Raw genomic sequence first — 25,184 nt, forward strand, 5'->3', positions numbered from 1 at the left:
CCTCTTACCCGCGCCAGAATGAGCTGGCCCTCGCATTGCGAGAGGTGGGCCGCATCGAGCGAACCCTGTTCATGATCGACTGGATTCTTGATGCCGGCCTCCAGCGCCAGGCTCAGATCGGCCTCAACAAGGGTGAGGCCCACCACGCCCTAAAGCGCGCCATCAGCTTCCACCGCCGAGGTGAAATCCGGGATCGATCCGGCGAAGGCCAGCACTATCGCATCGCCGGAATGAACCTGCTCGCCGCCATCATCATATTCTGGAACACCATGAAGCTCGGCGAGGTCGTCAATACCCGGGCCGCCAGCGGTACCCATATCGCGCCTGATCTACTCGCCCACGTCTCGCCGTTGGGATGGGAACACATCAAACTAACCGGGGAATATCGCTGGCCCAAATCCCTAGCGTAGGATTCCGCCCCCTCCCGCAAACGCCCCCTGTGATGCTGGCGATGCGCGATGTGGGGCCGGAGGGGTTCGGGAAGAAAAACCGGGGCTGGAACAGCACCGAGCTGTTGAAGGACTGGCGCGAGGCGTGGAGCGCGCACGTCAACGAGCGCATGGCCGAGCTGGGGCTTGAAGGGCGGATCGACCATCGCTCCTATGAGGCGCAGGGGATCGCGCTGGAGCCGCAGCACAAGATCGGCCCGGCAGCATCGCGCAGACCGGAGCAGGGGCTTGAGGCCGAGCGGATCGAGGATCACGCGCGCATCGCCCGCGACAATGGCGAGAAGATCATCGCCAACCCGTCGATCGCGCTGGACGCGATCACCCGGCAGCAGGCGACGTTCACCACCCGCGACCTGGCCGTGTTCGCGTTCCGGCACAGCGACGGCAAGGAGCAGTTCGACCAGGTGATGACCGCGGTGCGCGCCAGCCCCGAGCTGGTCGCGTTGGGGAAGGACGGACGCGACCAGGAGCGGTTCACGTCGCGCGACATGATCGCGGTGGAGGCCCGGCTCGAGCGCAGCGCCGGCGCGCTGGCGGCGCGCGACGGTCACGGCATCGCCGATCGCCAGCGTGACGCCGCGATCGGCGCGGCCCAGGGCAGGGGGCTCGTCTTGTCGGCCGAGCAGCGCGACGCCCTCGACCATATCACCGGCCGCAAGGGGCTGGCGTCGGTCGTCGGCTACGCCGGCAGCGGCAAATCCGCGATGTTGGGCGTCGCGCGCGAGGCTTGGGAGCGGCAGGGCTACCAGGTGCGCGGTGCGGCCTTGTCGGGGATCGCGGCCGAGAACCTTGAGGGCGGGTCCGGCATCCAGTCCCGCACCCTCGCCAGCCTTGAGCACGCATGGGGGCAGGGGCGCGAGCAGCTAGGCCCGCGTGACGTGCTGGTGGTGGACGAGGCGGGCATGATCGGCTCGCGCCAGATGGAGCGGGTGTTGAGCCAGGCGCGTGACGCCGGGGCCAAGGTCGTGATGATCGGCGACCCCGAGCAATTACAGGCGATCGAGGCGGGCGCGGCGTTCCGCAGCGTCACCGAGCGGCACGGCGCGGCCGAGATCACCGAGATTCGCCGGCAGCGCGAGGATTGGCAGCGCGACGCCACCCGCGCGCTGGCGACCGGGCGCACCGGCGAGGCGATCCACGCCTATGACGGCAAGGGCATGGTCCACGCGGCCGACACGCGCGAGCAGGCGCGGGGCGAGCTGGTCGATGGCTGGGATCGGCAGCGCCAGGCCGAACCGGGCAAATCCCGCATCATCCTCACCCACACCAACGCCGAGGTCCGCGAGCTGAACGAGGAAGCGCGCGGCCGACTTCGCGCGACCGGCGACCTTGGCGACGACGTGACGTTCAGCGCCGACCGGGGGACGCGCGCGTTCGCGCGCGGCGACCGCCTGATGTTCCTGCGGAACGAGCGGTCGCTAGGGGTGAAGAACGGCACGCTTGGCACGATCGAGCAGGTATCGGCCGAGGGGATGAAGGTTCGGCTCGACAGCGGCGCGCGGGTCGCGTTCGACGCAAAGGACTATGCCGCGGTCGATCACGGCTACGCCGCCACTTTCCATAAGGCGCAGGGCGTGACCGTCGATCACGCCCACGTCCTCGCCACCCCCGGCATGGACCGCCACAGCGCCTATGTCGGCATGTCGCGGCATCGTGATGACGTGCAGCTCCATTACGGGCGCGACGACTTCGCCGACCAGCGCCAGCTCGTCCGCGCCATGTCGCGCGACCGGGGCAAGGACATGGCCGGCGACTATGCGCGGCCCGAGCAGGACCAGGCCCGTGCGTTCGCCGATCGGCGCGAGATCCGGTTCCCGGAACTCGCGCGTCAGGTGGCGGAGAAGGTGCGCGACAAGGCCAGGGGCATGTTCGCCGGGTTCCGGCCGAAACCGACGTCGGAAAAAACGACGTCGCCGGAGCGCATCGCGGCCGATCGGCCGCTGGCGCCCTCGCAGGCCCGTGCGATCGAACGCTATGGGCGCGCCGCGGCCGATATAGGCCGGATGCGGGAGAAGGGGTTGCCGGTGCTGGCGCACCAGGAACAGGCGCTGGCGAAGGCGGGCGACGCGCTCGACCAGGTGCGACCGAATGGCGCGCGCGACCTCGCCAGCGCGATCGAGCGCGACCCCCAGCTCGCACGCGCCGCGGCCGAAGGGAACACGGGCGGCGCGGCGAAGGCGATGGAGGTAGAGCGCCAGGTCCGTATCGACCCGGAGAAGCGTGCGGGGCGCTTCGTGGAGCAGTGGCAGGACATGAAGGCGGCGCGGGCCAGTATGGAGCGCGCCGGCGACCGCGCGGGCGCGGAGAAGCTCGGCAAGCGCATGGAGAGCATCGCGGGCGGGTTGCATCGCGACCCGCAGCTCGAATCCGCCTTGAAGCGGCACGCGCCCGAGCTGGCGTTGAACATGGAGCGGGGCCGGTCGATCGGGCAGGAGCTGGCGCAGTCGGTCGGACAAGGCCGCGACCGCGATCGTGGCATGAGCCGGTAAGGGGGACGGGTGACGGACGAGGACGATCAGGGCGGAACCGACGCGGCCGAGGCGTTCGAGGCCATGCGTGGCGAGCTGGCGCTGTTGCGCCGCGCCGTGGAGGGTCTGGCGGCCGAGCGCGGCGCGATCGACGTTCCCGACTACACCGAGACGTTAGGGCGGATGCAGCAGGGCGTGGACGCCACGGCCGCCCGCGTCGCGCTCATCAACGACGTGATCGTGCGGAGTCCGGCGCTGGCGATGACGCCGGAGCAGATGGCGCAACGGATCGCCGCGGTGGGCAACGCCGCCCGGCGCGAGGATCAGGCGGCGCTCGCCAAGGCGGGCGAGGACAAGGCCCGCGTCATGGCCGAGCTTCGCGCCATCGCCGGGTCCGCATGGACACGCGCCGACCAGAGAAACCGGCAGCTATGGTTCGCCTTGGGCGGGGTAGCGGCCGGCATCCTCGCATGGGCGATCGTGCCGGGCCTCGTCGCGCGCGAGCTCGCGCCGGCGAGCTGGCGATGGCCCGAGCGCATGGCGGCGCGGACGCTTGACATGCCCCGTTGGGAGGCAGGTCAGCGGATGATGCAGAGCGCCGACGCCGCACAGTTCCGCGCGATCGTCGCGGCCGACAAGATCGTGACGGCCAATCGTGAAACGATCGAGGGTTGCAGCAAAGCGGCGAATCGGGCGCGTGCCACAGTGCGATGCACAATTAAGGTCGCCCCGTAGTGGCCGCGTATCTATTCCGCCAAGCAATTGACAATAGACAATCCGGCCCGGTCCTCACCGTGGCACGCTTGGGCGGGTCCAATTAGAGATCGGCGCATGGCTTCACGATCAGGCAATCAATACTAAGCGTCGTTAACCATCTTCTAATGCTTACAGTGCGATCATACAGATGCGATAGAAGTCGCACCGGGGTGAATATGAGCAGCATCTCCATCAACGACGTTATGGCCCTGCGGAACGCCGTCCTCGACAAGAACGCGGCGCTTCGGAATATAGCGAGCAACCCGAATTCTGTCGCCGTTTCCGCGGCTGCGAGAGGAGCGGCTTTTGACGCAGCGATGAACACCGCGCTGGGAACGGTGGATAGCCCAAATTCCGTCTCAGGGGTGAGCGGAGCGGCGGGCGTGTCGCAGCCAGGACACGCGGAGCCAGGCGGCTTCGCCTCTACTTTTCAGACGCAGCTTCAAAAAATTAACGCGATCAATGCGCGCGCTGGTGCTTTGACGGTCGCCTACGAACGAGGAGAGGAAACCGACATTGCGAAGGTCATGCTAGCGCGGCAGGAGTCCTCAATCGCCTTCGAGGCGACGTTACAAGTTCGCAATAAAGTGCTTTCGGCCTACAAGGACATCATGAGTATGCCGGTCTAGCGCAATCTGCCGAAAGCACATCCCTGGATCGGTAATCCGGTGCTGCGAATTGCCGGCACGACGCGCGATCGGATCGAGGCGCCGGTCGAGCGGGGCGGGCTGGCATGGGTCTTCACAGACACCGCGGGGCGCACCGACACGAGCGATCCGATTGAAGCCATCGGGGTGGAGCGTGCGCGCGAGAGCATGGCAGCCGCCGACCTGGTGCTATGGCTGGGGGATGATCCGCCCCCAGCTTCCGGCATGATCGCCGTCCATGCACGGGCGGACGACCCGGACCGCACGCACGTGCCAAAAACGTTCACGCGACAGTCTCTGCCGGCAATCCGTTAGGTGCCCTTCAGTTTCCGAGCGCTGTTGTGCATGGACACGATCTTCCATCGTCCGTTCATCTTCTTAAGCACGCTTGTGGCGACGCCGAGTCGTTCGACGGCCTCACCGGTTTTTGGCTCGATCCGGTAACGGTAGGTCTCGGTCGCAAGGGCAACCGACCCTTCGAAGCGGACGTCAACCTTGTAGTCGGAGAAGCGGAACGATTTGAACTGCTTCAGCTCGGGACCGAGATGATGAGCCAGGTAGGTGGCGTAGCTGCCCTCAGATGCTCCTGTCTCGAAAACCCGCGCGTCGGTCGTGAACAGTTGCTCGGTTCCAGCAGCGTCAAGCTTTTCGATCGCGTCCTTATACTGTGACAGCGCCGCCGCCACGGCACGTGTGTCAGTGGTGCGGGCGTCTGACTGCGCCCACGCTGCGGCAGGAAGAGCGATCGACACCGCTATAATCATCTTCACGCAGGTGCTCATTTATCATCTCCCAAAACAAAATTAGCCGACCTTAGGATATCTCCATTTGACGCATCAATATGGAGCAGCGGCTGACGTCAGAACGCGAGATGGTCGAGGCCGCCATGCATGAAAGAACCCCCTAGCCAACCCTGGACGGCGATGGCGATGATCGCGCCTACCGAGCCGACGACCAGCATGACGCGTGCCGTATCTCGGTAAAGGCTTGCGCCGCCAAAGCCCGAGTAGCTCCACTGCGAACGCACCGATGATCAAGGCGATCGGAAAGTGAATCACCACCGTGTGCAGGCAACCGAGCCAGCTTGCTAAGCGCTGTCCGAAGGTCTTGTTTTTGGTTGCGGCCTCATCGTGCCCACGACCCATCGCCATGCCGAGCGCCAGTGCCGCCGCCAGCAAAGTCAGCTTCGAAGTCCGCATGATTCAGCGCTTCCCGCAAATTTGCTTACTTTGGTCAATACGTAGCGGCGGACGTTCCCCTCACGGCTCATCGTGCCACCAAGCGTCTGCACCGTTGCAAAATCGGTACGTTCAGCCCGAGCGAAGTAACGGTCCACTTAACGGAACGGCTCGACGCTGGCCGACCGGCGGCTTAGGTCTCGCTTTAACGAAGGGGGCATCGCAACGACAACATGGCCGCGCAACTTGATCAAATAACTACCAAAGAGGATCACGACGGCCTTGTGCGTCGGCTCATTACCCGTTGGCGTGACGATCCGGGCGCGACCTATCGAAGCTGGTTCCTGTGGGACGAGCGGCTGAAGAATTTTCGTTCGATCCGGCGCGGTATCACCCAGGTCGTCGGCGAGATCGAGCGCGGTTCGTTTGGCGTCGCCTATCGCGGATCGTCGCTCGAAACCGTCGTCCATTCCGTTGCCGAACAGCGCCAAATCTTCAAAGGTGCGGACCATGCGTTCCTCTGGAAACCGAAGCTGCGCATCCCCGACATATACGAGAGCCCCGAGAACCAGCGCGCGTTCGGCCGCCTGCTAGACGCCTGTTCGTGTTGCGACACGGCCGAGGAGATCATCGGCCATATCCACGCGATCGACCGCCTGAAGATCAAGGGGCTTGGGCCTGCTGTCGCCAACCTCCTCTACTTCCTTCACCCGACGCTGGTGCCGCCCTTCAACACCGCGATCGTCAAGGGTTACAACGCGCTGACGGGGGCGAACGTGAAGCTTGGGAGCTGGGAGCATTTCCTAGCGATGCGAACCGGCATCCTCGACCTCAACGACCGCTTCCGCGACCTTTTATCGAACGACTTGGGCGCGATCGGCGGCTTGCTGTTCGACATCGGCTCCGATCGCTACCCGGCCCCGCCGCTCGACGTGAGCGGCGCGGCTCTGGCGAGCTGGGGGCAGCGGCTCGAGGCGGCGCGCGAAGAGGCGCGCACGCTTAGCAAGGCCGCGCAGCGTGAAGGCGAGAACGAGCGCACCCATACCGAAATTCAGGCATGGCTTCGCGATCTAGGCTTGGCACTCGGCTATGACGTATGGATCGCCGCAAACGATCGCAGCCGAGCCTTCAACGGATCGCCCTTGGGCGCAGGGTGCCTTGAGCGCTTGCCCGAGACGATCGCGAGGTCGAAGGGCGCTGATTCCATCCGGCTGATCGACGTGCTGTGGCTTGAAAAGGCCGGCGATCACGTCGCCGCAGCGTTCGAGGTGGAGCATTCGACGTCGATCTATTCGGGCATCGTCAGGATGCTCGACCTGGCCTTGAGCGGTAGCGACCTTCACGCGACCGCGGGACTGTTCCTCGTCGCGCCCGACGCGCGCGAGGCGGACGTTCGTGCGCAATTGCAGCGGCCCGCGTTCAGCCGCGTCGCCGACCTCGACATATCCTACCTCCCTTACGGCGAGCTGGAGAGGAACCGCGAGGCCATCGCGCGGTTCGGATCGGGGCTGAAGGCGATCAAGGCCGTATCCAGCAAGCTCGCCTGACACGCCCCGCGCGAGGGCTGGCGCGGGGAGCCACTTATCCTCTAGCATGTAGAGGAGAGCTGCCATGACGATGCCTTCCCCGGCCCCCTGGCTCGACGCCGTGTTGATCGGATGGTTCGTGCTGACCGCGATATCGGTCGCTTACGTCGCGTGGGATGCCTTCACCCGCAACCCCGAGTTGCGGGTGATGAAATGGGGGTGGCTGCTGGTCACGCTCTACGGCGGCCCGATCATGGCCGCGGCCTATGTCCTGTCCTGCCAGGAACCGGCGAACGAGCGGCACGAGGACTTCGTTCGGCCGCTCTGGAAGCAGGCGTTCGGGTCGGCCATTCATTGCATGGCGGGTGACGCGACCGGCGTCATCGCCGCGGCCGCGATCACCACGGCACTCGGCCTGCCGATGTGGCAGGACGTGATTGCGGAATATGTGTTCGGCTTCGCGTTCGGGCTGCTGATTTTCCAGGCGCTGTTCATGCGCGACATGGCGGGCGGTTCCTATTGGGGGGCGCTTCGCATGTCGTTCATCCCCGAATGGCTTTCGATGAATGCCGTTATGGCCGGCATGATCCCGACGATGGTGGTGTTGATGAGCCGGGACATGGCTGCGATGCACGCCAACTCGCTTCGCTTTTGGGGCGTCATGTCGCTTGCGACGCTTGTCGGCTTCGCCGTTGCCTACCCTATCAACCTTTGGCTTGTCGGCGTCCGGTTGAAGCACGGCATGGGCACGGTGCGCGTACTCGGGCATGGCGGGCACGAGGTCGCCGCGGACCGGCAATCGGCTACGCCGATGCCGGACATGAAGCACGATGCGATGGCAGGGATGAGCGGCATGGGGACGGGCCCGCGCGTGACCGGACCGCAGATCGTCGCGATGACGGCGCTGACGCTCCTAATGCTTGGCGCGGGCATCATAGTTGCAACGCTGTTCGGCCGATGGGCGATGTAGCATCGCCTCGATCGACGGAGATCGCGACAAGGGGTGATTCCGCGGCGCGCGTATCAGGGGCAGGCGGGGACTCACACGGAGGTAGAGAGATGCACCAGATCAACCCCGACATGAAGGCGTGCATGGACGCCCTGCCACGAATGCCATGTGCCCTGCCTTCACATGGCGATGAACCATTGCCTTAAATGGGTGGCCAGCACGCCGTGCGGCAATTTGTCATTGGCGGTGCCAATTGGCAGGGAGGCCGAGGCTGTCCCGGGAGACCGAAACGCGATTGAAGACGCCGTAGCCAATCGACAGGAACTGGACCGGGCGACACGTGCCATCGCCGTGTTGCCAACGACCTTGAAGGAATCGCTGGTCCTCCGGACTATCGAGGGCATCAGCCAAGTCGAAACCGCACTGATACTCGACATAAGCGAGAAGGCGGCCGAAACGCGTCTCTATCGCGCCCGCCAACGGGCAGCATCGCTGTCGTAACAGCTTGGCCCCACCCTGTTCGGCAAAAAAGAAGGCACGAGTTTGAGGGGTAAGCGATCTGCCGTCGTATCGTATGCATGGGGGATACAACGGATGCGCGCCGCGGAGACGGCTTTTCGACCAAATCTGGGCAAGACATGGAGCGCGGCGACCAGAAGTCGGGTCAGGGCGCTTTTGCGGTTATGGATGCCATGCGCTGTGTCCTGGCAGTCGTAGTCGCGTTCGCACATGCTTGGTATCTCCTCATCGAAGATTATTGCGGGCAAGCCTCGGTCGCGGCTTCGGCCGGCTATTTTTTGGCTGGTTATGCGCATGCAAGCGTCATTCTTTTCTTCGTGCTCAGCGGCTTCTGGATCGCGCGCAGTATCGACAGACGGATCGGGGATTGGCATTGGTCAAGCTACCTGATCGACCGCCTTGCGCGATTGCTGGTCGTGCTAGTGCCGGCATTGGTGATCGGTGGAGCGCTCGACGCGGTGGGCCTCTACGCCCTCGAGTCATCGACCCATCTCGGCACGACCGAGACTTACGTGCTGCGCAAGGATGTCGTCGGCGCGCTCGAGTGGCATGTGCTGCTAGGCAACATTCTCTTCTTGCAGGGCATCGTGGTTGCGCCGTTCGGCACTAACGGACCACTTTGGAGCCTCGCTTATGAATTCTGGTTTTACATCTGGTTTCCGGCCATTGTCGTCAGTTGGAGGCAACGTCGCCCGTCAATCTTCTTAATTTTTATCGGTCTGGCCTGGATTACGCCATTCATGCTGATCGGCTTTGCTTGTTGGCTTTGTGGTGCTGCGCTTCATGGTATGACCAAAACGCATCTGACCGATTTTCCCCGATCACCGATTGGCCGCACCTGGCTGATCATTGCGAGCAGCATATTACCGGCAATACTTATCGTTGTGCGGGTTGTCGGACTGGAGGGCCTTGAACTGGCACTGGCGGGCGCATTCGCACTTTTTCTATATATATTGCTACGAGCGAATCCGCCAACGCCGCGCTGGTTGCGACCGTTCGCCGGTTATGGAGCAAAAGCCAGCTTTTCACTCTATGCCATGCACTTTCCAATCATGGCATTCGCCGCAGCGTTGTTAGTGGGCTCTGAGCGCTTACCACCAACGGCGGGCAACATCGCACTTGTTGGCGCTACGCTCGCACTTGCAGTTTTTGCCTGTGGTCTGTTTGCGACTCTCACCGAACGGCACACCGCGCGGGTACGCACCTTCTTCTACGCCAAGCTGTTGACCGTCCAGAAAGCGTGCGCGGGCCGTTTGGTATCCTAGAACTGCAGCAAGGCTTGTCGAATCGGTGAGGGGTGGATGGATTACGCACGTATCATCCACTGACTGTTATGGATGCGCTAGCCTGTCCGGCGACGCGCGACACGGCGCGGCGCACTTATGCGGGCGGGCGGCATCAACACGGGAGAGTAGCGATGATGAAGAACGCATATGTGAGCTTGGCGGTGCAGACCGTCGTCAGCGGCATCATCATGTATTTCGTTATGTTCGTGATGATCGACAGTTTAGGCAGCTTCTACAACAACCTGAATATGTTCTATATGACGCTGATGATGGTCGCGCCGATGGTAGTCGCGATGATCCTCGCCATGCGCCATATGTTTCCTTCCAGGGCGGCGAACAGCGCACTAATTATCGGCTCGATCGCGGTCTTCCTCGGCAGCTACGCGCTGATCCGGACGCAGACGACGATCGGAGACCGGACGTTCACGCGGTCGATGATTCCGCATCACTCGGGCGCGATCCTGATGTGCCAAGAGGCGTCGCTCCGTGATCCCGAGTTGAAAGCGCTATGCGGCGAAATCATCGCGGGGCAGCGCCGCGAGATCGATCAGATGAAGGCCATTCTTCCCCGGCTTTGAACCGAAGCGCGACTGATAGGACAAGCCACCCAACGATTATCGCTTCGGCGGATGAGGGGGGCGCGCTTCCGGCGCGTAGAAAATTGACACGACCCGAGGAGATCGAGCTGCGTATTGTACCCGTGCTGGCGACCCTTGCCTTGCTCGCTACCCCGGCCCTAGCCCAGCAGGCGGGGCATCAGGGCATGAACCATCAAGGCATGGATCATTCCAAGATGATGCAGCCAACCGCGGCCAACCCCTACGGCCCGGCCGAGATGGACATGCACCAGAAGATGATGGCGGCGAAGGGAGCCGATGCCGGCGAGACGTGGATTCGCAAAATGATCGAGCATCACCGCGGTGCGGTCGCGATGTCGCAGATCGCGCTTCGCAGTTCCCAGAATGCAGAGGTCCGGGGCGAGGCGCAGAAAGCCATCACAAGCCAGAACCGCGAAATCGCGACCCTGAATGCGATGCTCCGCAAAATGGGCAGCCTGCTCAATAACCGCATGGTCCCGCTCCAATCGGACGGGACCGCCAACGATGCTTCGACCAAGATCTGTATGCGCTACCTGATCGCCGCGCTGGCGCTGGGCGTTCGTCGGACGACCTTGGCGGCGACGTGACGGTGAAGGCCGAGCGGGGGACACGCCAGTTCGCGACCGGCGACCGCATCATGTTCCTTCGCAACGAACGGGGCATGGGGGTCAAGAACGGCACGCTCGCCCGATCGAGCGGGTATCGCCCGAGGGCATGGCGGTGCGCCTCGATGACGGGCGCGGTGTCGCGTTCGACACCAAGGATTATGCCCATGTCGATCATGGCTATGCCGCCACCATCCATAAATCGCAGGGGGTGACGGTCGATCGCGCCCCTGTCCTCGCCACCCCCGGCATGGACCGGCACAGCGCCTATGTCGGCATGTCGCGGCATCGCGACGACGTGCATCTCCATTACGGCCGCGCGACTTCGCCGACCAGCGCCAGCTCGTCCGCGCCCTGTCGCGCGACCGGGGCAAGGGACATGGCGGGCGACCATGCCCGGCCCGAGCAGGACCAGGCCCGCGCGTTCGACCGGTTGCGTGCCGCGATAGAAGGTCAGGACCGTGAGCTGGCATTGCTACGCCGTGCCGTGGAGGGCTTGGCGGCCGAGCGCGCCGCGCGATCAACGTGCCCGACTACAGCAAGGCGCTTGGCGTGCTTCAGCAGGGCGTGGACACGGCGACCGGCCGCATCGACCATGTTGTCCATATTCTTTCCAAAGCCCCGGTCATGGCGATGACGCCCAAGCAGATGGCGCAGCGCATCGCGGCGTGAACGCTCGGCCTACCACGTTGGGAAGCAGGGCAGCGCCTAATGCAGAGCGCCAGCCCGACCGCGTTCCGTGGGATCGTCGCAGCCGACAGAATCGTGACGGTTAATCGCGAAGCGATTGAAAGGTGCGTAGAAGCTGCTGCGAAAGCCCGTGAGACGGTGCGATGCACCGTCAAGGTCGCGCCCGCCCCATAAAGTAACAACGCGGACTTTTGAGGCTTCAGCCGGTGTCATGACCGTTTCAGGCCGGTGCACTTATGATCGCGAGGCGGGCGCGTGCGGATCAACGCACAATCCTTTTACGCGCCCGCCCCGAAAGCCCTCAGGCAAAATAGGGCTCTCTATTGCGTCACCGCGAAGCCGGCCTTCTCTATGGCCCGCTTGAGTTGCTGTACATCGGCCGTCGAGTTTACCGAAACGGTCTTGCTCGCCAAGTCGACGTTGACGACGGCCTTGGCATCGACGCGCTGAAGCGCGCTGGTCACACCGCGCGCACAGCCTCCGCAGGTCATTCCCTGAACTTTGAAATCGATCATCTTCGTTCTTCCATGAGGTGGATGAAGCAGATGTGGGGTTTGACACTGTGTCAGGGTCAAGGGGTGTATTTAGCTGTTGACCTTGACACGATGTGAGGGACGATAAGGCCATCGACTCAGTAGTGGAGACGACCATGAGCGCCCCGGCGCAGCTGCCAATGCAGACACAGGCGAGAAGCGAAGACAGGCTGTCGCTGGCCATCGATGGCATGACCTGCGCGACGTGTGTCGGGCGGGTGGAGCGCGCCATCGCCGGGGTGCCGGGCGTCGCCGGCGTCTCGGTCAATCTCGCGACGGAGCGCGCGAACGTCGAGTTCGTCGATGGACGATCCGATGTCGCTGCCGTAGCCGATGCGGTTCTTGCGGCGGGCTACACCCCGTTGACGCAAACGACCGAGTTGACGATCACGGGCATGACCTGCGCCTCATGTGTCGGCCGGGTCGAGAAGGCGCTGCTGAAAGTGCCCGGCGTCCGCTCCGCGAGTGTCAACCTGGCAGCCGAGACGGCGCGGATCGAAACGGTGGGTGGCGTCCCCACTTATGTCTTGGTCGAGGCCGTCGAAAGCGCTGGTTACACCGCATTCGCGCGCACCGGATCGGCGGAGGCGGAACGAAGCGCCGAGGACGCCCGCCGCGACGCAGCCGCAACAAGAGAGCTCCGGCACGTGCTGATCGCCGCGGCGCTGTCGCTGCCGCTGGTCGTTCCGATGCTGCTGGCCCCGTTCGGTATCGAGGTGGCGGTGCCGGGCTGGATCCAGCTGCTGCTCGCGACGCCCGTGCAGTTCTGGCTGGGCGCGCGCTTCTATCGCGCGGGTTGGAAGGCCGCGCGCGCCCGAACCGGCAACATGGACCTGTTGGTCGCGATCGGCACATCGGCCGCCTACGGGCTCAGCCTCTACCAGCTGCTGTTCGCGCCGATGCACGGCATGGATGCGCATTATTACTTCGAGGCTTCGGCCGTCGTCATCACCCTTATCCTGCTCGGCAAATGGCTCGAAGGCCGCGCCAAGCGTCAGACCGGAGAGGCGATCCGCGCGCTGATGGCGCTGCGGCCCGACCAGGCTCGCGTTGTCGGCACCGACGGCAGCGAACGAGAGATTGCCCTGGCGGAGGTGCGCTCGGGTGACCGCGTCCGCGTCCGGCCCGGGGAGCGCATCCCCGTCGATGGACGACTGATCGAGGGAGCGACCCATGTCGATGAATCCATGCTCACCGGAGAGAGCCTTCCGGTCGCCAAGGCCGCTGGAGACCCAGTGACCGGCGGATCGATCAACGCGGACGGGCTCATCCTGGTCGAGACGACGGCGGTGGGGGCTGAGACCACCCTCGCCCGCATCGTGCGCCTGGTCGAAAGCGCGCAAGGCGCCAAGGCTCCGATCCAGCGGCTCGTCGACAAGGTCAGCGCCGTGTTCGTGCCAATCGTCCTCGTCATAGCCGCGCTTACCCTCGCCGGATGGCTGATCGCCGGCGCCGGAGTGGAAGTCGCGATCCTGAACGCGGTCGCGGTGCTCGTCATCGCCTGTCCGTGCGCGCTCGGCCTGGCCACGCCGACCGCGATCATGGCCGGCACGGGCGTTGCCGCGCGGGCCGGTGTCCTCATCAAGGACGCGGAGGCGCTGGAGACCGCGCACCGCATCAACATCGTCGCGTTCGACAAGACCGGCACGCTGACCGAGGGCAAGCCCTCGCTGCTGGCCGCACTGCCGGCCGAGGGGGCCGAACGCGCCGAGCTGATCGCGCTCGCCGCGGCGCTTCAGGCTGGAAGCGAGCATCCGCTCGCCCGGGCCGTCTTGGCGTGGGCCAGCTCGGAAGGCGTCGAACCCGCCCGCGCCAACGGGATGCGCGGCCTGCCCGGCCGCGGGGTTGCTGCAGACGTCAACGGCCGCAACCTGATCCTCGGCAGCACGCGCTTGATGGACGACGAAGCTATCGTGATGACACCGCTGGCGAGTGAGGCGGCCAGGCTGGAAGCCGAGGGACGGACGGTCTCCTGGGTCGCGGAACGCGCGCCCGAACGCCGCCTTCTCGGCCTTCTGGCGTTCGGCGACGAGGTCAAGGCTTCCGCCGCTGCTGCCGTGGCGGCGCTGCATGGCCGTGGCATACGCAGCGTGATGCTGACCGGAGACAATGCGGGAAGCGCCCGCGCAGCGGCGGCCAAGCTCGGCATCGACGATTTCGTTGCCAATGTCCTGCCGGAAGGAAAGTCGGATGCGGTAGCAGCATTGCGGGGCGGGGACCGCACGGTCGCGATGGTCGGGGACGGCGTCAACGACGCCCCTGCCCTCGCTGCAGCAGATGTCGGCATCGCCATGTCAACCGGAACAGACGTTGCGATGCACGCAGCGGGCATCACGCTGATGCGGGGCGATCCGCGCCTGGTCGCGGACGCGATCGACATCTCCAAACGGACATATTCCAAGATCCGCCAGGGGCTGTTCTGGGCGTTCATCTACAACCTGGTCGGCATCCCGCTGGCAGCGTTCGGGTATCTAAGCCCGGTGATCGCCGGCGCGGCGATGGCGCTGTCGAGTGTCAGCGTCGTCGCCAATGCTCTGACGCTTCGCCGTTGGCGTCCGACAGCGGCTTGAGGAGGCGATACGTGAATATAGGACAGGCGGCCAAAGCTTCGGGCGTCAGCCAGCGGATGATCCGCCATTATGAGGCGATCGGCCTCATTCCGAAGGCCACGCGGCGTGATTCCGGCTACCGCGACTATGACGAACGCGAAGTCCACATGTTGCGCTTCATCGGCCGCGCACGCGATCTGGGCTTTCCAATTTCGGAGATCGGCCAGCTCGTCGCGCTGTGGCAGGACGGCGATCGGGCGAGTGGTGAGGTCGAGGCCCTCGCGCTTGCACGAGCCGCGGAGATGGAGCGCAAGGAGCACGAGCTCCGAGCGATGCGCAAGTCGCTCGAAGATCTGGCGCGTCGCTGCGCGGGCGGAGATCGACCGGATTGCCCGATCTTGCGATCGGAGTGGAACATGTGAGTCTGCGTTGCGCTAAAGAAAAGGGTTGACCTTGGACGATGGTCCGAGCCGTAAGGACGGTGAAGTCCAAACCGCGGCGAGGGATAGCGCCAAGTACCGCGTATATACAAGGGGAGGGGGGCGCATATGGAAGGAAAGACAATGCATCAGATCGATCCCGAGATGAAGGCGTGCATCGACGCCTGCCATGAATGCCACATCACCTGCCTTCACATGGCGATGAGTCACTGCCTGGAGGCGGGCGGGCGACACGCCGAGCCTCAGCACATGAAGCTGATGCTGGACTGTGCTCAGATTTGCAGTGTCGCGATCGACTTCATGGCGCGCAAGTCCGAGCACCACCGGCATATCTGCCGCGAGTGCGCCGAGATTTGCCGGGCGTGCGCGTCGAGCTGCGAAGGGCTGGACGGCATGGAGGATTGCGTCGCCGCGTGTCGCAAGTGCGCCGACGCTTGCGACAAGATGGCCGCGTAAATGGCCCGAGGGTGGCGCTTTCCCCGCCGCCCTCCCGTTACATTGCGAGCCAAGGCGCGTGAGACGGTGCTATGCACGGTCAGGGTTGGCAGCAACGCTTTAGAGAGGGGCGTCACCTGCCCTGCCGCTAGGCTAGCGGCCCGCCCGTCCGCGGCTTGGCGCGGCGGTTCCAGGCGAACCCGATCATGATCGCGGCAAGCATCAGGAGTTGTGCCAGCACCGACTGAAATGTCGGGAACAGGCCCAACATCGAGATACGTGGCACGCTGGCGAGCGGCGCTATGTCGATGATCCCCGCCTCTTGGAGAGCAGCGACTCCCTTACCGGCCAGCACGACCGTCAGAGCGGCCATCAGCCATGAGCTGTAGCGGAAGAACTGCGTAATCGGCAGCGTCCGGCTGTAGCGGAGCATTGCCCAGGCGATGACGGCGAGAAGGCTGATCGCTGCGCCGGCCCCGGCCAGCAGCATCGCGGTGTTCCCCTGTGTCGAGAGCGCGGCGTAGAAAAGGATCGTCTCGAATACCTCCCGATAGACAACCAGGAATGCGAGCCCGAACAGGAACCATCCCGACCCGCCCGATAGCGCCCGTGACATTTTCTCGCGGATATAGCGTTGCCATTGATCAGCTTGTGCCTTGCCGTGCATCCAGATTCCGACCGAGAGCAGGACCACGGCCGCGAACAGCGAGCCGAACCCTTCCGTCAGTTCCCGGCTCGCGCCGCTTATACCGATCGCATAGGTGGCAACCGCCCAGGTAATCCCGCCGGCGACGAGCGCGCCGACCCAGCCACCATGCACATAGCGCATGGCTTCCGGCCGCTCCGCTTTGCGGAGGAACGCAATCATGGCCACCACGATCAAGAGAGCTTCCAGCCCTTCGCGCAGCAGGATCGTGAAGGCTCCCAAGAAGGTGGACGCCTGCGTCGCGGCGTCGGGCGCGAGCGCGGCCTCGGCATCATCGAACAGGCCGCCCAGCACTGCCACTCGTTCGGTCACGTCATCGGCTGACGTGCTGCTCTCCACAGCGGCGCGATATTCTCCCATCGCGCCTTCGATCCGGGACATGAGGTTCGGGTCGCGCGCCGAGAGCGTCGGTTCGATCGGCTCGAACCCGTCGAGGTAGGCGGACAGCGCCAGTTCCTTTGCAGCGCGCCGGTCGCCGCGCTGGAACGCGGCGAGGCTTTGCGCAAGCTTGGCGCGCGCCACGGCGAGCGGGCTTGGGGCTTGTTGCATCACCTGATCGGGGTGGCGACGCAGATAGGCGAGCACCGCGTCGGCTTTCACCTGCCCGATGCTGCCCGCAAGCGCGGCGGGGGTGAGCGCGACCAGGGTTTTCAGGTCGGGAATTCGTGCCCGCAAGCTCGCGTCCGACTTCCACAGCCGCTCACCCTCGACCGCTTGTGCGTCGGTGGAGGCGAAGCTGCCGGAGCGGAACGCGAGCGCCCAGCGCTGATCGCTAGACAGATCGACGAAGCTCTGCATCGCGGTTCCGTCGATGCCTTGGCTTATCACCTGATAGAGCGCGAACACGCTGCGCTGGCGCGCTCGCTCGGCATCAGTAAAGGCGATCGGTGGCGGGTCGAGCTTGGCGGCGTCGGGACCGTGCCCGTTGCCTGTCATGCCGTGGCAGGACGCGCAGGATTGTCGAAAAACCGCTCCTGCTGTGGAGATGTCCGGTGTCTTGTCCGGGGCGAGCGGAACCGGATAGGCCTTGAGCAGATCGGCGGCGAGCCCGTAGGCGAGCGCCGCGACCTGTTGGGCCGAGCCCTTGCGGGCAATCACGCCTTGGAGCTGCGAAGCCCGTTGGATCAGGGATTGCCGCTCAGGTGTCGCAGGGAGCGCGCGCAGGCGGGTGGACACGCCTGCGGCGAACTCCGTCATCTCCGCGTATTCGGACGCACTTGTGACCGCGCCGTTGGCGACCGCACCGCCATAATCGACCGCCATATAATCGAGCAGACGCCAAGCGGTTTGCACGTCGCCGGGATCGGCCGTCGCCGCAGCGGGAATCAACAGCAGCATAAGCGACGCGACCAGCGCGAGTGCAGGCTTAATCAGCGCGACCCGAAGTGACGGCATATGGGTGATCGTCTCCAAGCTTTACTCGTCGCGCACTATGCGAACAGCTCTCATTAGCAGTATTGGGCGGAGGGCGCGATCACCAAGGCAGCCGATGATGAACATCGCCGCGTCAACGGGCGATCGTCGCCGGCGACAGATCGTGACCGTGAACCAGTCCCGATTGAACGACGCAAGAAAGCGGCGACGAAGGCACGCGAGACGGTGCGATGCGCGATCAAGGTCCGCAATGGAGCCAGCAGTGATCGAGGATACTTTCAGATCACGTACTTGTCCCAGCCTGCATAATGCTCGGCGCTGCGCTTCCCCCTTGGAAAGCTGAGGCCGACGAGCGCAATGCCCGCTACGACCGAGGCCACGGCACCAAGGTGACCAACGCCGTCCAGGAGGAAAGGCGCGGCCACGAGCCAGGCTCCGAACGCGACATTGATCAGCCGCAGCACGCGGGCAACCTCCGCTGTGGCGATGATCGCGACCGTGATGACCAGCGCACCCACAACGTGATCGCTGTTCGCCATCCCGCCTTCCGTGCCGAACAATACCCGGGTGAGCATCAGCAGGACGCCGATGACGATGCTCGCAGTCAGCGTCCATGGCAGGGTCAGACCCTTCTTCGCGTCCGCCCAGAAGGTGCTTGGCGAGGCCATCGCGTCCGAGGTGTCCTCTCCGCCGGCCGCGATCGCGTCGCCTTGGAAGAAGGTGCGGATCAGCGGTTTGCCTTGCCGGCGCGCCCAGAGAAGGAACTGACCCATCGCAATCACCTCGTCGAGCGCGAACGGGATCATGATCAGCATGGCGAGCGCGGCGATCAGCGCCAGCGTGCTCCACGTGCCGATGACGATCGGCTGGCTGATGATGAAGTAGATGCTGACGACGCCGAGCGGGATGACCAGAATGCCGAAGAAGGTCACCATCCACGGCATGGTGCGCCAGCGATCGCGGGTTCCCATCACTGCCATCAGGATCTCGAGCACGTAGCTGATGGTGCCGAGACCGCCGTCGGCGATCGGCCACGCCTTCGACATGTCGGAAGTGATGATTTCCTCAGTGCCGTTGCGCGGGTCGGTCAGCGATCCGACGAAGAACGGCTCCCAGGCTGTATCGATGTGCCCGAGCTGGTAAGCGGTCAGGATGCGCGAGGTGAGAAGGCCGATCAGGCCCATGGCGACGATCGGCAGCCGCTGCGCGTCAGTGGACGGCGAATAGGTCCAGCCAGGCGGGATGTTCTTGGGGTCCATCATGCCCGCCATGCTCATGCCCGGCATCATCGGCACGAGCACCGACAGGGCAATCACGGCCGAGCCGATGAGCAGGTTGTTGTTGTACTGAGCAGCGCTCGGGCTCCAGAAGATTAGCGGGGCGAAGAACAGCCAAATGCCGACGAACGCCACCGCCCATTGCGCCCAGGTCTTGGTCCTGGCCGACAGCGACAGCGCACCGAACAGCGCGATGGCGAGGCCGCTGACGACATCGCTAATGGCCAGCGCGTTCGCCCGCCACTCAATCGACGGCAACGCGCGATCAATCGTTACGAAGCGCGCGGCCTCGCCGACGCTCTGCGTGGTCACGGAGTCGTATATGAGCGGGCTGGAGGCGAGCCACAGCCCAAGACCGATGTTCGCGTAAAGAGCCCAGCGCGCACGGCGCTCGTCCCGGTCCATTATGGCCATGTGATCGCCGTGTGCACCGTGGCCGGACATCGCCATGTCCGCCGCGCCAGGGCCGTGCCCCATGGCTGCATGGTCCATGCTACTATGGTCCACAGCCCCGTGATCCATACCGGCCATCCCGGCGCCTGCCGCCGTAGGTTGATGGCTCGGCGCTACAGGTTCGGCCTCTGGCTTATCGTGCCAGGCAACCAGGTTCTCGTTGAGCTTGTTGTTCCGATACCAGGCCCGCGGATGGCGCTTCAACGCCGCAACGATCGCGGGCAGCGTGTCGCGGAGACTATGTTTCGGCTCCCATCCGAGCAGCGAACGCGCGCGGGAGATATCGAGGATATAGTGGTCGTTGCTGCTGTCGATCATCCAGGGCTGGATGAAGTCGTCGCTGCCGAGCGCTTCGTTCTGTAGGATGATCCCGGCTTTCGCGAGCGGCTGCGGAATCCGGATCGTCTTCCAGCCCTCGCCGTGGAGCGCCTCGCCGACGATGTCCTGGATCTCGGCATAGCCGGGCGCGTCGGGCTCGCCGATGAGCAGTGGCAGCTCCGCCGGAAGTTCGTGCCGCCGATCGACCAGGCGAAGCACGGCATCGGCCAAATCGTCGCGGTGCACCGATGACTGTGCCGCACACAGCATGCCGGGATAAAAGTGCGAGATCAGACGGTGCTCGTAAATCTGCGATATCTGCTGCGCAAGAAACGCCGAGCGTCCGTCGTCGTCGTAAACTCCGGCGGCGCGCATATAGACGACCGGGATGTTCCCGTGATGCTCATGCAGCAACGCCTCGCCATCGACTTTGGACTGTGGGTACGCCCAGGACGCACCGATCGGGGAGTCCTCGTTGATGCGCTCGTCGGGTGTGGAAGTCGGCTTATGAACCAGCATCGTGCTGGCGAAGACGAATTGCTCGACCTCGAACGATTGCAGCCCGTCAATCAGCCGGCGGGTGCCCTGCACGGTGACCTTGTCATAGAGCGGATTGGGATCGCCCGTAATATCGTAATAGGCGGCTAGGTGGATCACAGAGGCGATGCGGTTGCCGTACCGCGCGCGCACCTCTTCGAGCGCGGCGCCCACCGCCTCGTCAGAGCCGAGATCGAAGTCGATTGCCGCCGCGGGCGGCGGCGGGTCTGGAGGACCGGCACGATCAAGGCCGACAACCGTGTAGCGTTCGCCGAGCCGGGCAATTAGCGCGGCGGCGATGAAACCGCTCGCACCCGTGATCAGAACGACGCCGCCGCCACCCTGGCCGCTGCCGGCTTCACTGCTTTTGCCATCGATCATGACTTGCTACCCTCGTTCGTTTGTCTCTGAAAACGTTAACAGGCCAGCTTTTCAGCCTTAACCCGCGGCGTGTGCGGGCATCCGGTCATAGAACTCGACCTGCATTCGCATCGGTCCGAACGGTTCGACAAAATGTGGTTGGTCCGGGAGCACCAAGCCAGGACAATCGGGATCGAGTATGGTTTCCGAGGCCGGGTCGAGAACATGATAGCGCAATCGCCCGGCGCGCACTCGAATGGCGCCCACACCCCAGGCTTAGTGCGATGCTCTTTTCGCAGCCCGGCCGGAAGCGTGTTCTCGTCGAACACAGGGGTGCATTTATAGGGCAGCGGTCGCTCTGGAGGCGGAGAGCTCATGACAATGAATCCATCACTTCGTAGCCGCGTAGGTCAGATATTCGTCTGATCGGCGGGAACGTCGCGCGGCAGCGTCGCGGCGTCCTCTGCGTCCGTCTCGACCGGTAGGTTCGCGCCGAGTGCGTGGCATGTCATCGAGATCGAACCCATCGAAAAGCCGCGCACGATCGGTTCCGGCCGGGCGTCCTCAGCGGCCGCCAGGCCTGCCAGGTAGAGGAGCGGAACGAAGTGGTCGGGCGTAGGCACGGCGCGCGCGTAGTCGGGATGCTCGCGCACCCTCAGAATGTCGCTTGGCGCGTCGGCGAGCTGCGCTACCACGGCGTCGTCGAACCGCTCTGCCCAATCGAATGCTGTGTTAGGCTGGTCCCACTGGATTTCTCGTAGGTTATGGACGACGTTGCCGCTGGCGAGGATCGCCACGCCGCTGTCGCGCAACGCGGCGAGCCGCGCGGCGATGTCCACATGGTATTCGAGCGGGCGCAGCGCATTGATCGAAAGTTGCACCACGGGCACGTCGGCTTGCGGGTAGAGGTGCGCGAGCACGGACCAGGTGCCGTGATCGAGCCCCCACTGATCGCGGTCGAGACCAACCCATTCCGGTTTCACCACTTCCGCAATCTCCTGCGCCACGTCCGGCGCGCCGGGTGCCGGATAGTCGAAGTCGAACAGCGCCTGCGGGAAGCCGTAGAAATCGTGGATCGTTCGAGGTCTCGGCATGGCCGTCACCGCGGTCGCACCGAAATACCAATGGGCCGAGACGACCAGCAGTGCACGGGGACGGGGCAGTGTTCGCCCGAGCGACTTCCAGGCGTCGGTGAAGCCGTTCCGCTCCAGCGTGTTCATCGGGCTACCGTGGCCGATGAACAGTGCAGGCATCCGCCCGGCGACCATCATGCCCCTTCCCCGCGACGCTGGAGGGAAGCGTCCAGGCTCCAAGGTCCTGGCCCCGCGAACACGAGATAGAGGAACGCGAAGCAGTAGAGGATCGCTGCATCGCCCCCGTTGTTGACCGGGAATGCGTTCTGCGGCGCGTGCGCGATCCAGTAGGCGACGGCCATCGTGCCGGAAGCCAGGAAAGCGGCTGGACGGGTGAACAGGCCCAGCGCGATCAGAAGCCCGGCCGCCAGCTCGACCAAGCCCGCGTATGCCCCAGGGTTGTCGAATGCAAAGCCACTACCTGCCGCTTGGCCAAGCGGGAAGGACAGGAACTTCTGCGTCCCGTGCTCAAGGAAGACGAGACCGGCAACGATCCGAAGGGCACTCAGCATTCGCGGTGCCCAGAAATGCAATCTTTCGTTCATGGCCATCGCCGCTCCTTGTTCCCTCAGTCAACGCGGCTTGTTCATTCAAAATCCAACATTTGGATGAAGGATCATCAAGAGCTTGCCTCGCGACAGGCATGCTTTTTGTCCCGCGCACTCAACGTAATGACCATCCCGGACCAATCCTCTCGTACACTCAGCTTTGCAGCGCGAGGCGACAGTCCCGCAAGCACCTGTGGGCGACTTAGGGCGTCGGACACGTAAGCTCAGTCCAAGCGGGGGGTATCTTGGGAGGCGAGGGTTAAGCCGCGCAAGTGGGTAAAAGAAGGTGGAAGGCCTGGGCGGCGCTTGTGTGGGCGGATGGTCCATAGCGTTTACATGCCCGACGCGGGTGGCGCGAGGGTGCCTAGCCATGCCACGAGCGCCAGAATGCCGATCACGCAGGCTGTCTCGATCGCGAGGCTGACCCGCAGTGCCCTAAGCGCCCCGCGATGGTCGTTCATGGCAATCGAGCGCTCAAAGGCCGGCGTGAGGCGAAACCGATTGAGGGAAGCGAGCCCCAGCATCCCGGCGAACAGGGCTAGCTTGGCGAGCAGCAACAGGCCGTAAAGTGTCGTTCCCAGAGCCATAAAATTGGTCGGCCCGACGAGCAGCCAACTATTGATCAAACCAGTTACCACCAGGGTAACAACAACGAGCGTACCAACGGAGCCAAACCCGTGCAGGGCGCGATGGGTCAGCCGAAGGTGCGCAGCATCGATCTCCTCGGCGCGCCGCGCCATCAGGAGAAGCAATCCGAACAGCGCCCCGACCCACAGACCGGCAGCAAGGAGATGGAGGATGTCCGCAGTGAGGTGAAGCCATCCCGTGCTTCCCTCGCTCGCGGCACCATGCCCGTTCCACGCGAGTGTCGCCAATGCCGCGGCTGCCGCAATCATGGCCATAGCCAGCCATGATGCTCTGCCTCGCGCCAGCAGGGCTGCACCGCCGGCGATGACGAGCGCCACCATACGCACCTTCCAGGCGGTGCCAACCGCCGACCCTCCGAGCAGCGCGGCCGCAGCAGCCTGATCGATCGGCCAGAACGGAGATCCGGCCATCGCCGAGGCCATGAGGATCAGGCCAGCGGCCGAGAGAAGCAACCCGAGCGCCGCGCTTGCCGTGAGCCAAGGCCGCAGCGCGATTGCATCATCGCGCTCGCCAAGGCGAAGGCCGTAGAGGCTGAAGGCCGACAGGCCGAACAGCGCCGCCAGGACCAGGTACAACGCCAAGCGGATGGCGACGGTCGGCCAGTCGAGCATTCGCTCACTTCACCGTGAAATTGTAGCTGCCGGTGATTTTATGTGTGTCGCCAGAGACGACCTGCCAGTCGACGCTGTAGCGTCCACGCGGGAGACGCTGCTTCGGGGTGATGGTGAGCGTCCGGCCATCGGCGCCGACTGCGGCGCTGCTGGGCATTTTCATGGCCGCCATGCCAGGCATCGCGGCCATGGTAAGGTCGGCCTTAGAGAAAGCCGGCACGAGCTTCTCGCTGAACTGGAGGCTGATCTTCTCGGGGGTCGCGACCGCCGCGTTGGCAGCGGGACTGGCGGACACCAGCTTCGGATGCGCGTTCGCCACGCCGCCTACGAAGAACAGGGCGGCGGCGGCAGTCGTGATGAACAAGCGGCGCATTTAGGTAATCTCCATTTCAATTGGGCTCACCTGTATTACGCAGCTGGACGGGTCACCCCTCACGATCTTTTTTCGTGCCGACGCACCGCTCTCGATGAGGGGTCGGCGGTGGCAGCGCGTATTCAGAAGGGAGCATGGAGCGCTTTTTCACTGCGTCTCCCCTTAAACCAACTGTGGCCGCGGGCCTGATAGGCGCATGCGCGGGGTAATGATGAGGTTGCGGTTGACCGATCAGGGCTGGACTGGAGATCCTGAGGAGGTCATCGACTGTCTGATAGTGGGCGGTGGTCCAGCGGGCCTCATGACCGCGATCTATCTGTCGCGGTTTCTCAGGAGCTGCGTCGTCTACGATGCGGCGGCAGGGCGCGCCGCGTCCATCCCGCGCTCGCACAACCTGCCAGGATTTCCCGGCGGCATTTCCGGCGTCACGTTTCTTGCCCGTTTGCAGGCTCAGCTGCGCGAATATGGCGGTACGGTCCAGAGAGGTGAGATTGACGCAATCGTCGCGTCAGGCGACCACTTCTCGGCAAGCTGCGAACTGAACGTCCTGTATGCGCGGACCGTTGTCCTTGCGACGGGCGTCGTCAACCGGCGTCCCGAGATGCCTGATGCGATGCATGACATCGGCGTGGCGCGTGGGCTTCTCCGCTATTGCCCGATCTGCGATGGTTATGAGGCCCGGCGCATGAACGTGGCGGTGCTCGGCGGCGATGGTCATGGTGCTGAAGAAGCCGAATTCCTGAGGGCTTATGGGGCCAAGGTCACGCTTCTGGCCGAACGCTCGCTCGATCTTGGGCCGACCGAACTTGCCAAGCTGGACCAGCAGGGCATTGATGTCGCCCCCTCGCCTGTCGGGCAGTTGCGTCTTGGCGAGTGTGTCGAGGTGAGGCTGGCCAATGGCTTGGAGCTACAATTCGACACGCTTTACCCCGCACTCGGCTCATCACCTCGGACGCGGCTTGCCTCTTTGCTCGGAGCACAGCTCAGCGAATCCGGGTGCGTGCTAACCAATGCCCACCAACAAACCTCGGTTAAGGGTCTCTACGCAGTCGGCGACGTCGTGGAAGGGCTCGATCAGATCAGCGTCGCAGCCGGACAAGCGGCGATCGCTGCGACCGCAATTCATAACCTGTTGCGCGACCGCGACAGTGGATTGTCATCCGCCCTCGCCGGGCTGTATTCCGCTCGGAGCGTACCGCCGACGTAGCGGGAGCCAT

General features: G+C 64.3%; 23 protein-coding genes and 3 pseudogenes. 17 read left to right on the forward strand and 9 right to left on the reverse strand.

The window, feature by feature from the left end; genetic code table 11:
* The 5 genes from XM50_RS02450 to XM50_RS21020 all read left to right on the forward strand — a co-directional run.
* Positions 1 to 410, forward strand: a 410-nt coding sequence (locus tag XM50_RS02450; RefSeq protein ID WP_046407109.1) for a Tn3 family transposase, incomplete at its 5' end; no start/stop codon positions are given.
* Between the two features lie 32 nt (positions 411 to 442).
* Positions 443 to 2,938 carry a Ti-type conjugative transfer relaxase TraA gene (gene traA, locus XM50_RS02455; RefSeq protein ID WP_046407111.1) on the forward strand — a complete coding sequence of 832 codons (2,496 nt, stop codon included), beginning with the start codon at positions 443 to 445 and terminating at the stop codon, positions 2,936 to 2,938.
* A gap of 9 nt (positions 2,939 to 2,947) precedes the next feature.
* Entirely contained in the window at positions 2,948 to 3,652 is a 705-nt protein-coding gene (locus XM50_RS02460; protein WP_004212966.1) for a DUF6118 family protein, read from the forward strand.
* Between the two features lie 197 nt (positions 3,653 to 3,849).
* Positions 3,850 to 4,302 carry a flagellar hook-basal body complex protein FliE gene (locus tag XM50_RS19425; RefSeq protein WP_046407113.1) on the forward strand — a complete coding sequence of 151 codons (453 nt, stop codon included), beginning with the start codon at positions 3,850 to 3,852 and terminating at the stop codon, positions 4,300 to 4,302.
* A gap of 39 nt (positions 4,303 to 4,341) precedes the next feature.
* On the forward strand, positions 4,342 to 4,635 hold the full coding sequence (locus tag XM50_RS21020; RefSeq protein WP_046195646.1) for a GTPase: 294 nt from the start codon (positions 4,342 to 4,344) through the stop codon (positions 4,633 to 4,635).
* Here XM50_RS21020 and XM50_RS02475 read toward each other — a convergent pair.
* A complete protein-coding gene (locus XM50_RS02475) occupies positions 4,632 to 5,102 on the reverse strand; it encodes a YybH family protein (RefSeq protein ID WP_046407116.1) in 471 nt (156 codons plus the stop codon). The genes XM50_RS21020 and XM50_RS02475 overlap by 4 nt on opposite strands.
* 629 nt (positions 5,103 to 5,731) lie before the next feature.
* Between XM50_RS02475 and XM50_RS02480 the strand changes: the two genes are divergently transcribed.
* The 8 genes and pseudogenes from XM50_RS02480 (at position 5,732) to XM50_RS20690 (ending at position 11,846) form a co-directional block, all read left to right on the forward strand.
* Positions 5,732 to 7,045: a hypothetical protein gene (locus tag XM50_RS02480; RefSeq protein WP_046407118.1), complete on the forward strand. Its 1,314-nt coding sequence runs from the start codon at positions 5,732 to 5,734 to the stop codon at positions 7,043 to 7,045.
* Between the two features lie 64 nt (positions 7,046 to 7,109).
* Positions 7,110 to 7,994: a DUF4396 domain-containing protein gene (locus XM50_RS02485; RefSeq protein WP_046407119.1), complete on the forward strand. Its 885-nt coding sequence runs from the start codon at positions 7,110 to 7,112 to the stop codon at positions 7,992 to 7,994.
* Between the two features lie 162 nt (positions 7,995 to 8,156).
* Positions 8,157 to 8,474 carry an RNA polymerase sigma factor gene (locus XM50_RS02490; RefSeq protein ID WP_017183481.1) on the forward strand — a complete coding sequence of 106 codons (318 nt, stop codon included), beginning with the start codon at positions 8,157 to 8,159 and terminating at the stop codon, positions 8,472 to 8,474.
* Between the two features lie 137 nt (positions 8,475 to 8,611).
* Entirely contained in the window at positions 8,612 to 9,757 is a 1,146-nt protein-coding gene (locus XM50_RS02495) for an acyltransferase family protein (RefSeq protein WP_066487700.1), read from the forward strand.
* A gap of 152 nt (positions 9,758 to 9,909) precedes the next feature.
* Positions 9,910 to 10,356 carry a DUF305 domain-containing protein gene (locus tag XM50_RS02500; RefSeq protein ID WP_082102655.1) on the forward strand — a complete coding sequence of 149 codons (447 nt, stop codon included), beginning with the start codon at positions 9,910 to 9,912 and terminating at the stop codon, positions 10,354 to 10,356.
* Between the two features lie 122 nt (positions 10,357 to 10,478).
* Positions 10,479 to 10,829, forward strand: a pseudogene (locus XM50_RS19435) (DUF305 domain-containing protein); the annotation flags it as partial.
* Between the two features lie 104 nt (positions 10,830 to 10,933).
* Positions 10,934 to 11,400: pseudogene (locus XM50_RS19440) on the forward strand (Ti-type conjugative transfer relaxase TraA); the annotation flags it as partial.
* A 293-nt stretch (positions 11,401 to 11,693) separates the two neighbouring features.
* Positions 11,694 to 11,846 carry a DUF6118 family protein gene (locus XM50_RS20690; protein ID WP_007407005.1) on the forward strand — a complete coding sequence of 51 codons (153 nt, stop codon included), beginning with the start codon at positions 11,694 to 11,696 and terminating at the stop codon, positions 11,844 to 11,846.
* A 146-nt stretch (positions 11,847 to 11,992) separates the two neighbouring features.
* Here XM50_RS20690 and XM50_RS02515 read toward each other — a convergent pair whose 3' ends face one another.
* The gene (locus XM50_RS02515; RefSeq protein WP_007407007.1) at positions 11,993 to 12,187 is read right to left on the reverse strand and encodes a heavy-metal-associated domain-containing protein; all 195 of its coding nucleotides are present in this window, start codon (positions 12,185 to 12,187) and stop codon (positions 11,993 to 11,995) included.
* A 134-nt stretch (positions 12,188 to 12,321) separates the two neighbouring features.
* On the opposite strand from XM50_RS02515, the gene XM50_RS02520 reads away from it, so the two are divergent.
* From XM50_RS02520 to XM50_RS02530, 3 genes are all read left to right on the forward strand, one after another.
* Positions 12,322 to 14,775: a heavy metal translocating P-type ATPase gene (locus tag XM50_RS02520; RefSeq protein WP_269430554.1), complete on the forward strand. Its 2,454-nt coding sequence runs from the start codon at positions 12,322 to 12,324 to the stop codon at positions 14,773 to 14,775.
* An 11-nt stretch (positions 14,776 to 14,786) separates the two neighbouring features.
* The gene (gene cueR / locus XM50_RS02525) at positions 14,787 to 15,176 is read left to right on the forward strand and encodes a Cu(I)-responsive transcriptional regulator (RefSeq protein ID WP_046407124.1); all 390 of its coding nucleotides are present in this window, start codon (positions 14,787 to 14,789) and stop codon (positions 15,174 to 15,176) included.
* A gap of 141 nt (positions 15,177 to 15,317) precedes the next feature.
* On the forward strand, positions 15,318 to 15,650 hold the full coding sequence (locus XM50_RS02530) for a four-helix bundle copper-binding protein (protein WP_046407126.1): 333 nt from the start codon (positions 15,318 to 15,320) through the stop codon (positions 15,648 to 15,650).
* Between the two features lie 127 nt (positions 15,651 to 15,777).
* Here the strand turns inward: XM50_RS02530 and XM50_RS02535 are convergent, their stop codons facing one another.
* The 7 genes and pseudogenes from XM50_RS02535 to copC all read right to left on the reverse strand — a co-directional run bounded on the left by XM50_RS02535 (position 15,778) and on the right by copC (position 23,967).
* Positions 15,778 to 17,730 (reverse strand): cytochrome c/FTR1 family iron permease, encoded by a 1,953-nt coding sequence (locus tag XM50_RS02535; protein ID WP_046407128.1) that lies wholly within the window; start codon positions 17,728 to 17,730, stop codon positions 15,778 to 15,780.
* A 257-nt stretch (positions 17,731 to 17,987) separates the two neighbouring features.
* Positions 17,988 to 20,675, reverse strand: a complete 2,688-nt coding sequence (locus tag XM50_RS02540) for a vitamin K epoxide reductase family protein (protein WP_046407129.1) — start codon at positions 20,673 to 20,675, stop codon at positions 17,988 to 17,990.
* Between the two features lie 57 nt (positions 20,676 to 20,732).
* Positions 20,733 to 21,031 (reverse strand): annotated as a pseudogene (locus XM50_RS19450) (DUF1971 domain-containing protein).
* A 33-nt stretch (positions 21,032 to 21,064) separates the two neighbouring features.
* Positions 21,065 to 21,925 carry a 4,5-DOPA dioxygenase extradiol gene (ygiD, locus tag XM50_RS02545; protein WP_046407130.1) on the reverse strand — a complete coding sequence of 287 codons (861 nt, stop codon included), beginning with the start codon at positions 21,923 to 21,925 and terminating at the stop codon, positions 21,065 to 21,067.
* Entirely contained in the window at positions 21,922 to 22,338 is a 417-nt protein-coding gene (locus XM50_RS02550; RefSeq protein WP_348770557.1) for a DoxX family protein, read from the reverse strand. Before XM50_RS02550 ends, ygiD begins: the two co-directional genes overlap by 4 nt.
* A gap of 329 nt (positions 22,339 to 22,667) precedes the next feature.
* On the reverse strand, positions 22,668 to 23,594 hold the full coding sequence (copD, locus tag XM50_RS02555; protein ID WP_007407019.1) for a copper homeostasis membrane protein CopD: 927 nt from the start codon (positions 23,592 to 23,594) through the stop codon (positions 22,668 to 22,670).
* Positions 23,595 to 23,598: 4 nt separating this feature from the next.
* Positions 23,599 to 23,967 carry a copper homeostasis periplasmic binding protein CopC gene (copC, locus tag XM50_RS02560; RefSeq protein WP_007407009.1) on the reverse strand — a complete coding sequence of 123 codons (369 nt, stop codon included), beginning with the start codon at positions 23,965 to 23,967 and terminating at the stop codon, positions 23,599 to 23,601.
* A gap of 211 nt (positions 23,968 to 24,178) precedes the next feature.
* Here copC and XM50_RS02565 point away from each other — a divergent pair, with 211 nt between their 5' ends.
* Positions 24,179 to 25,174 (forward strand): NAD(P)/FAD-dependent oxidoreductase, encoded by a 996-nt coding sequence (locus XM50_RS02565; protein ID WP_314375488.1) that lies wholly within the window; start codon positions 24,179 to 24,181, stop codon positions 25,172 to 25,174.
* The last annotated feature ends 10 nt before the right edge of the window (positions 25,175 to 25,184 follow it).

Source organism: Sphingomonas sp. Ag1 (assembly GCF_000980895.1).
GTDB classification, from domain to species: Bacteria; Pseudomonadota; Alphaproteobacteria; order Sphingomonadales; family Sphingomonadaceae; genus Sphingomonas; species Sphingomonas panaciterrae.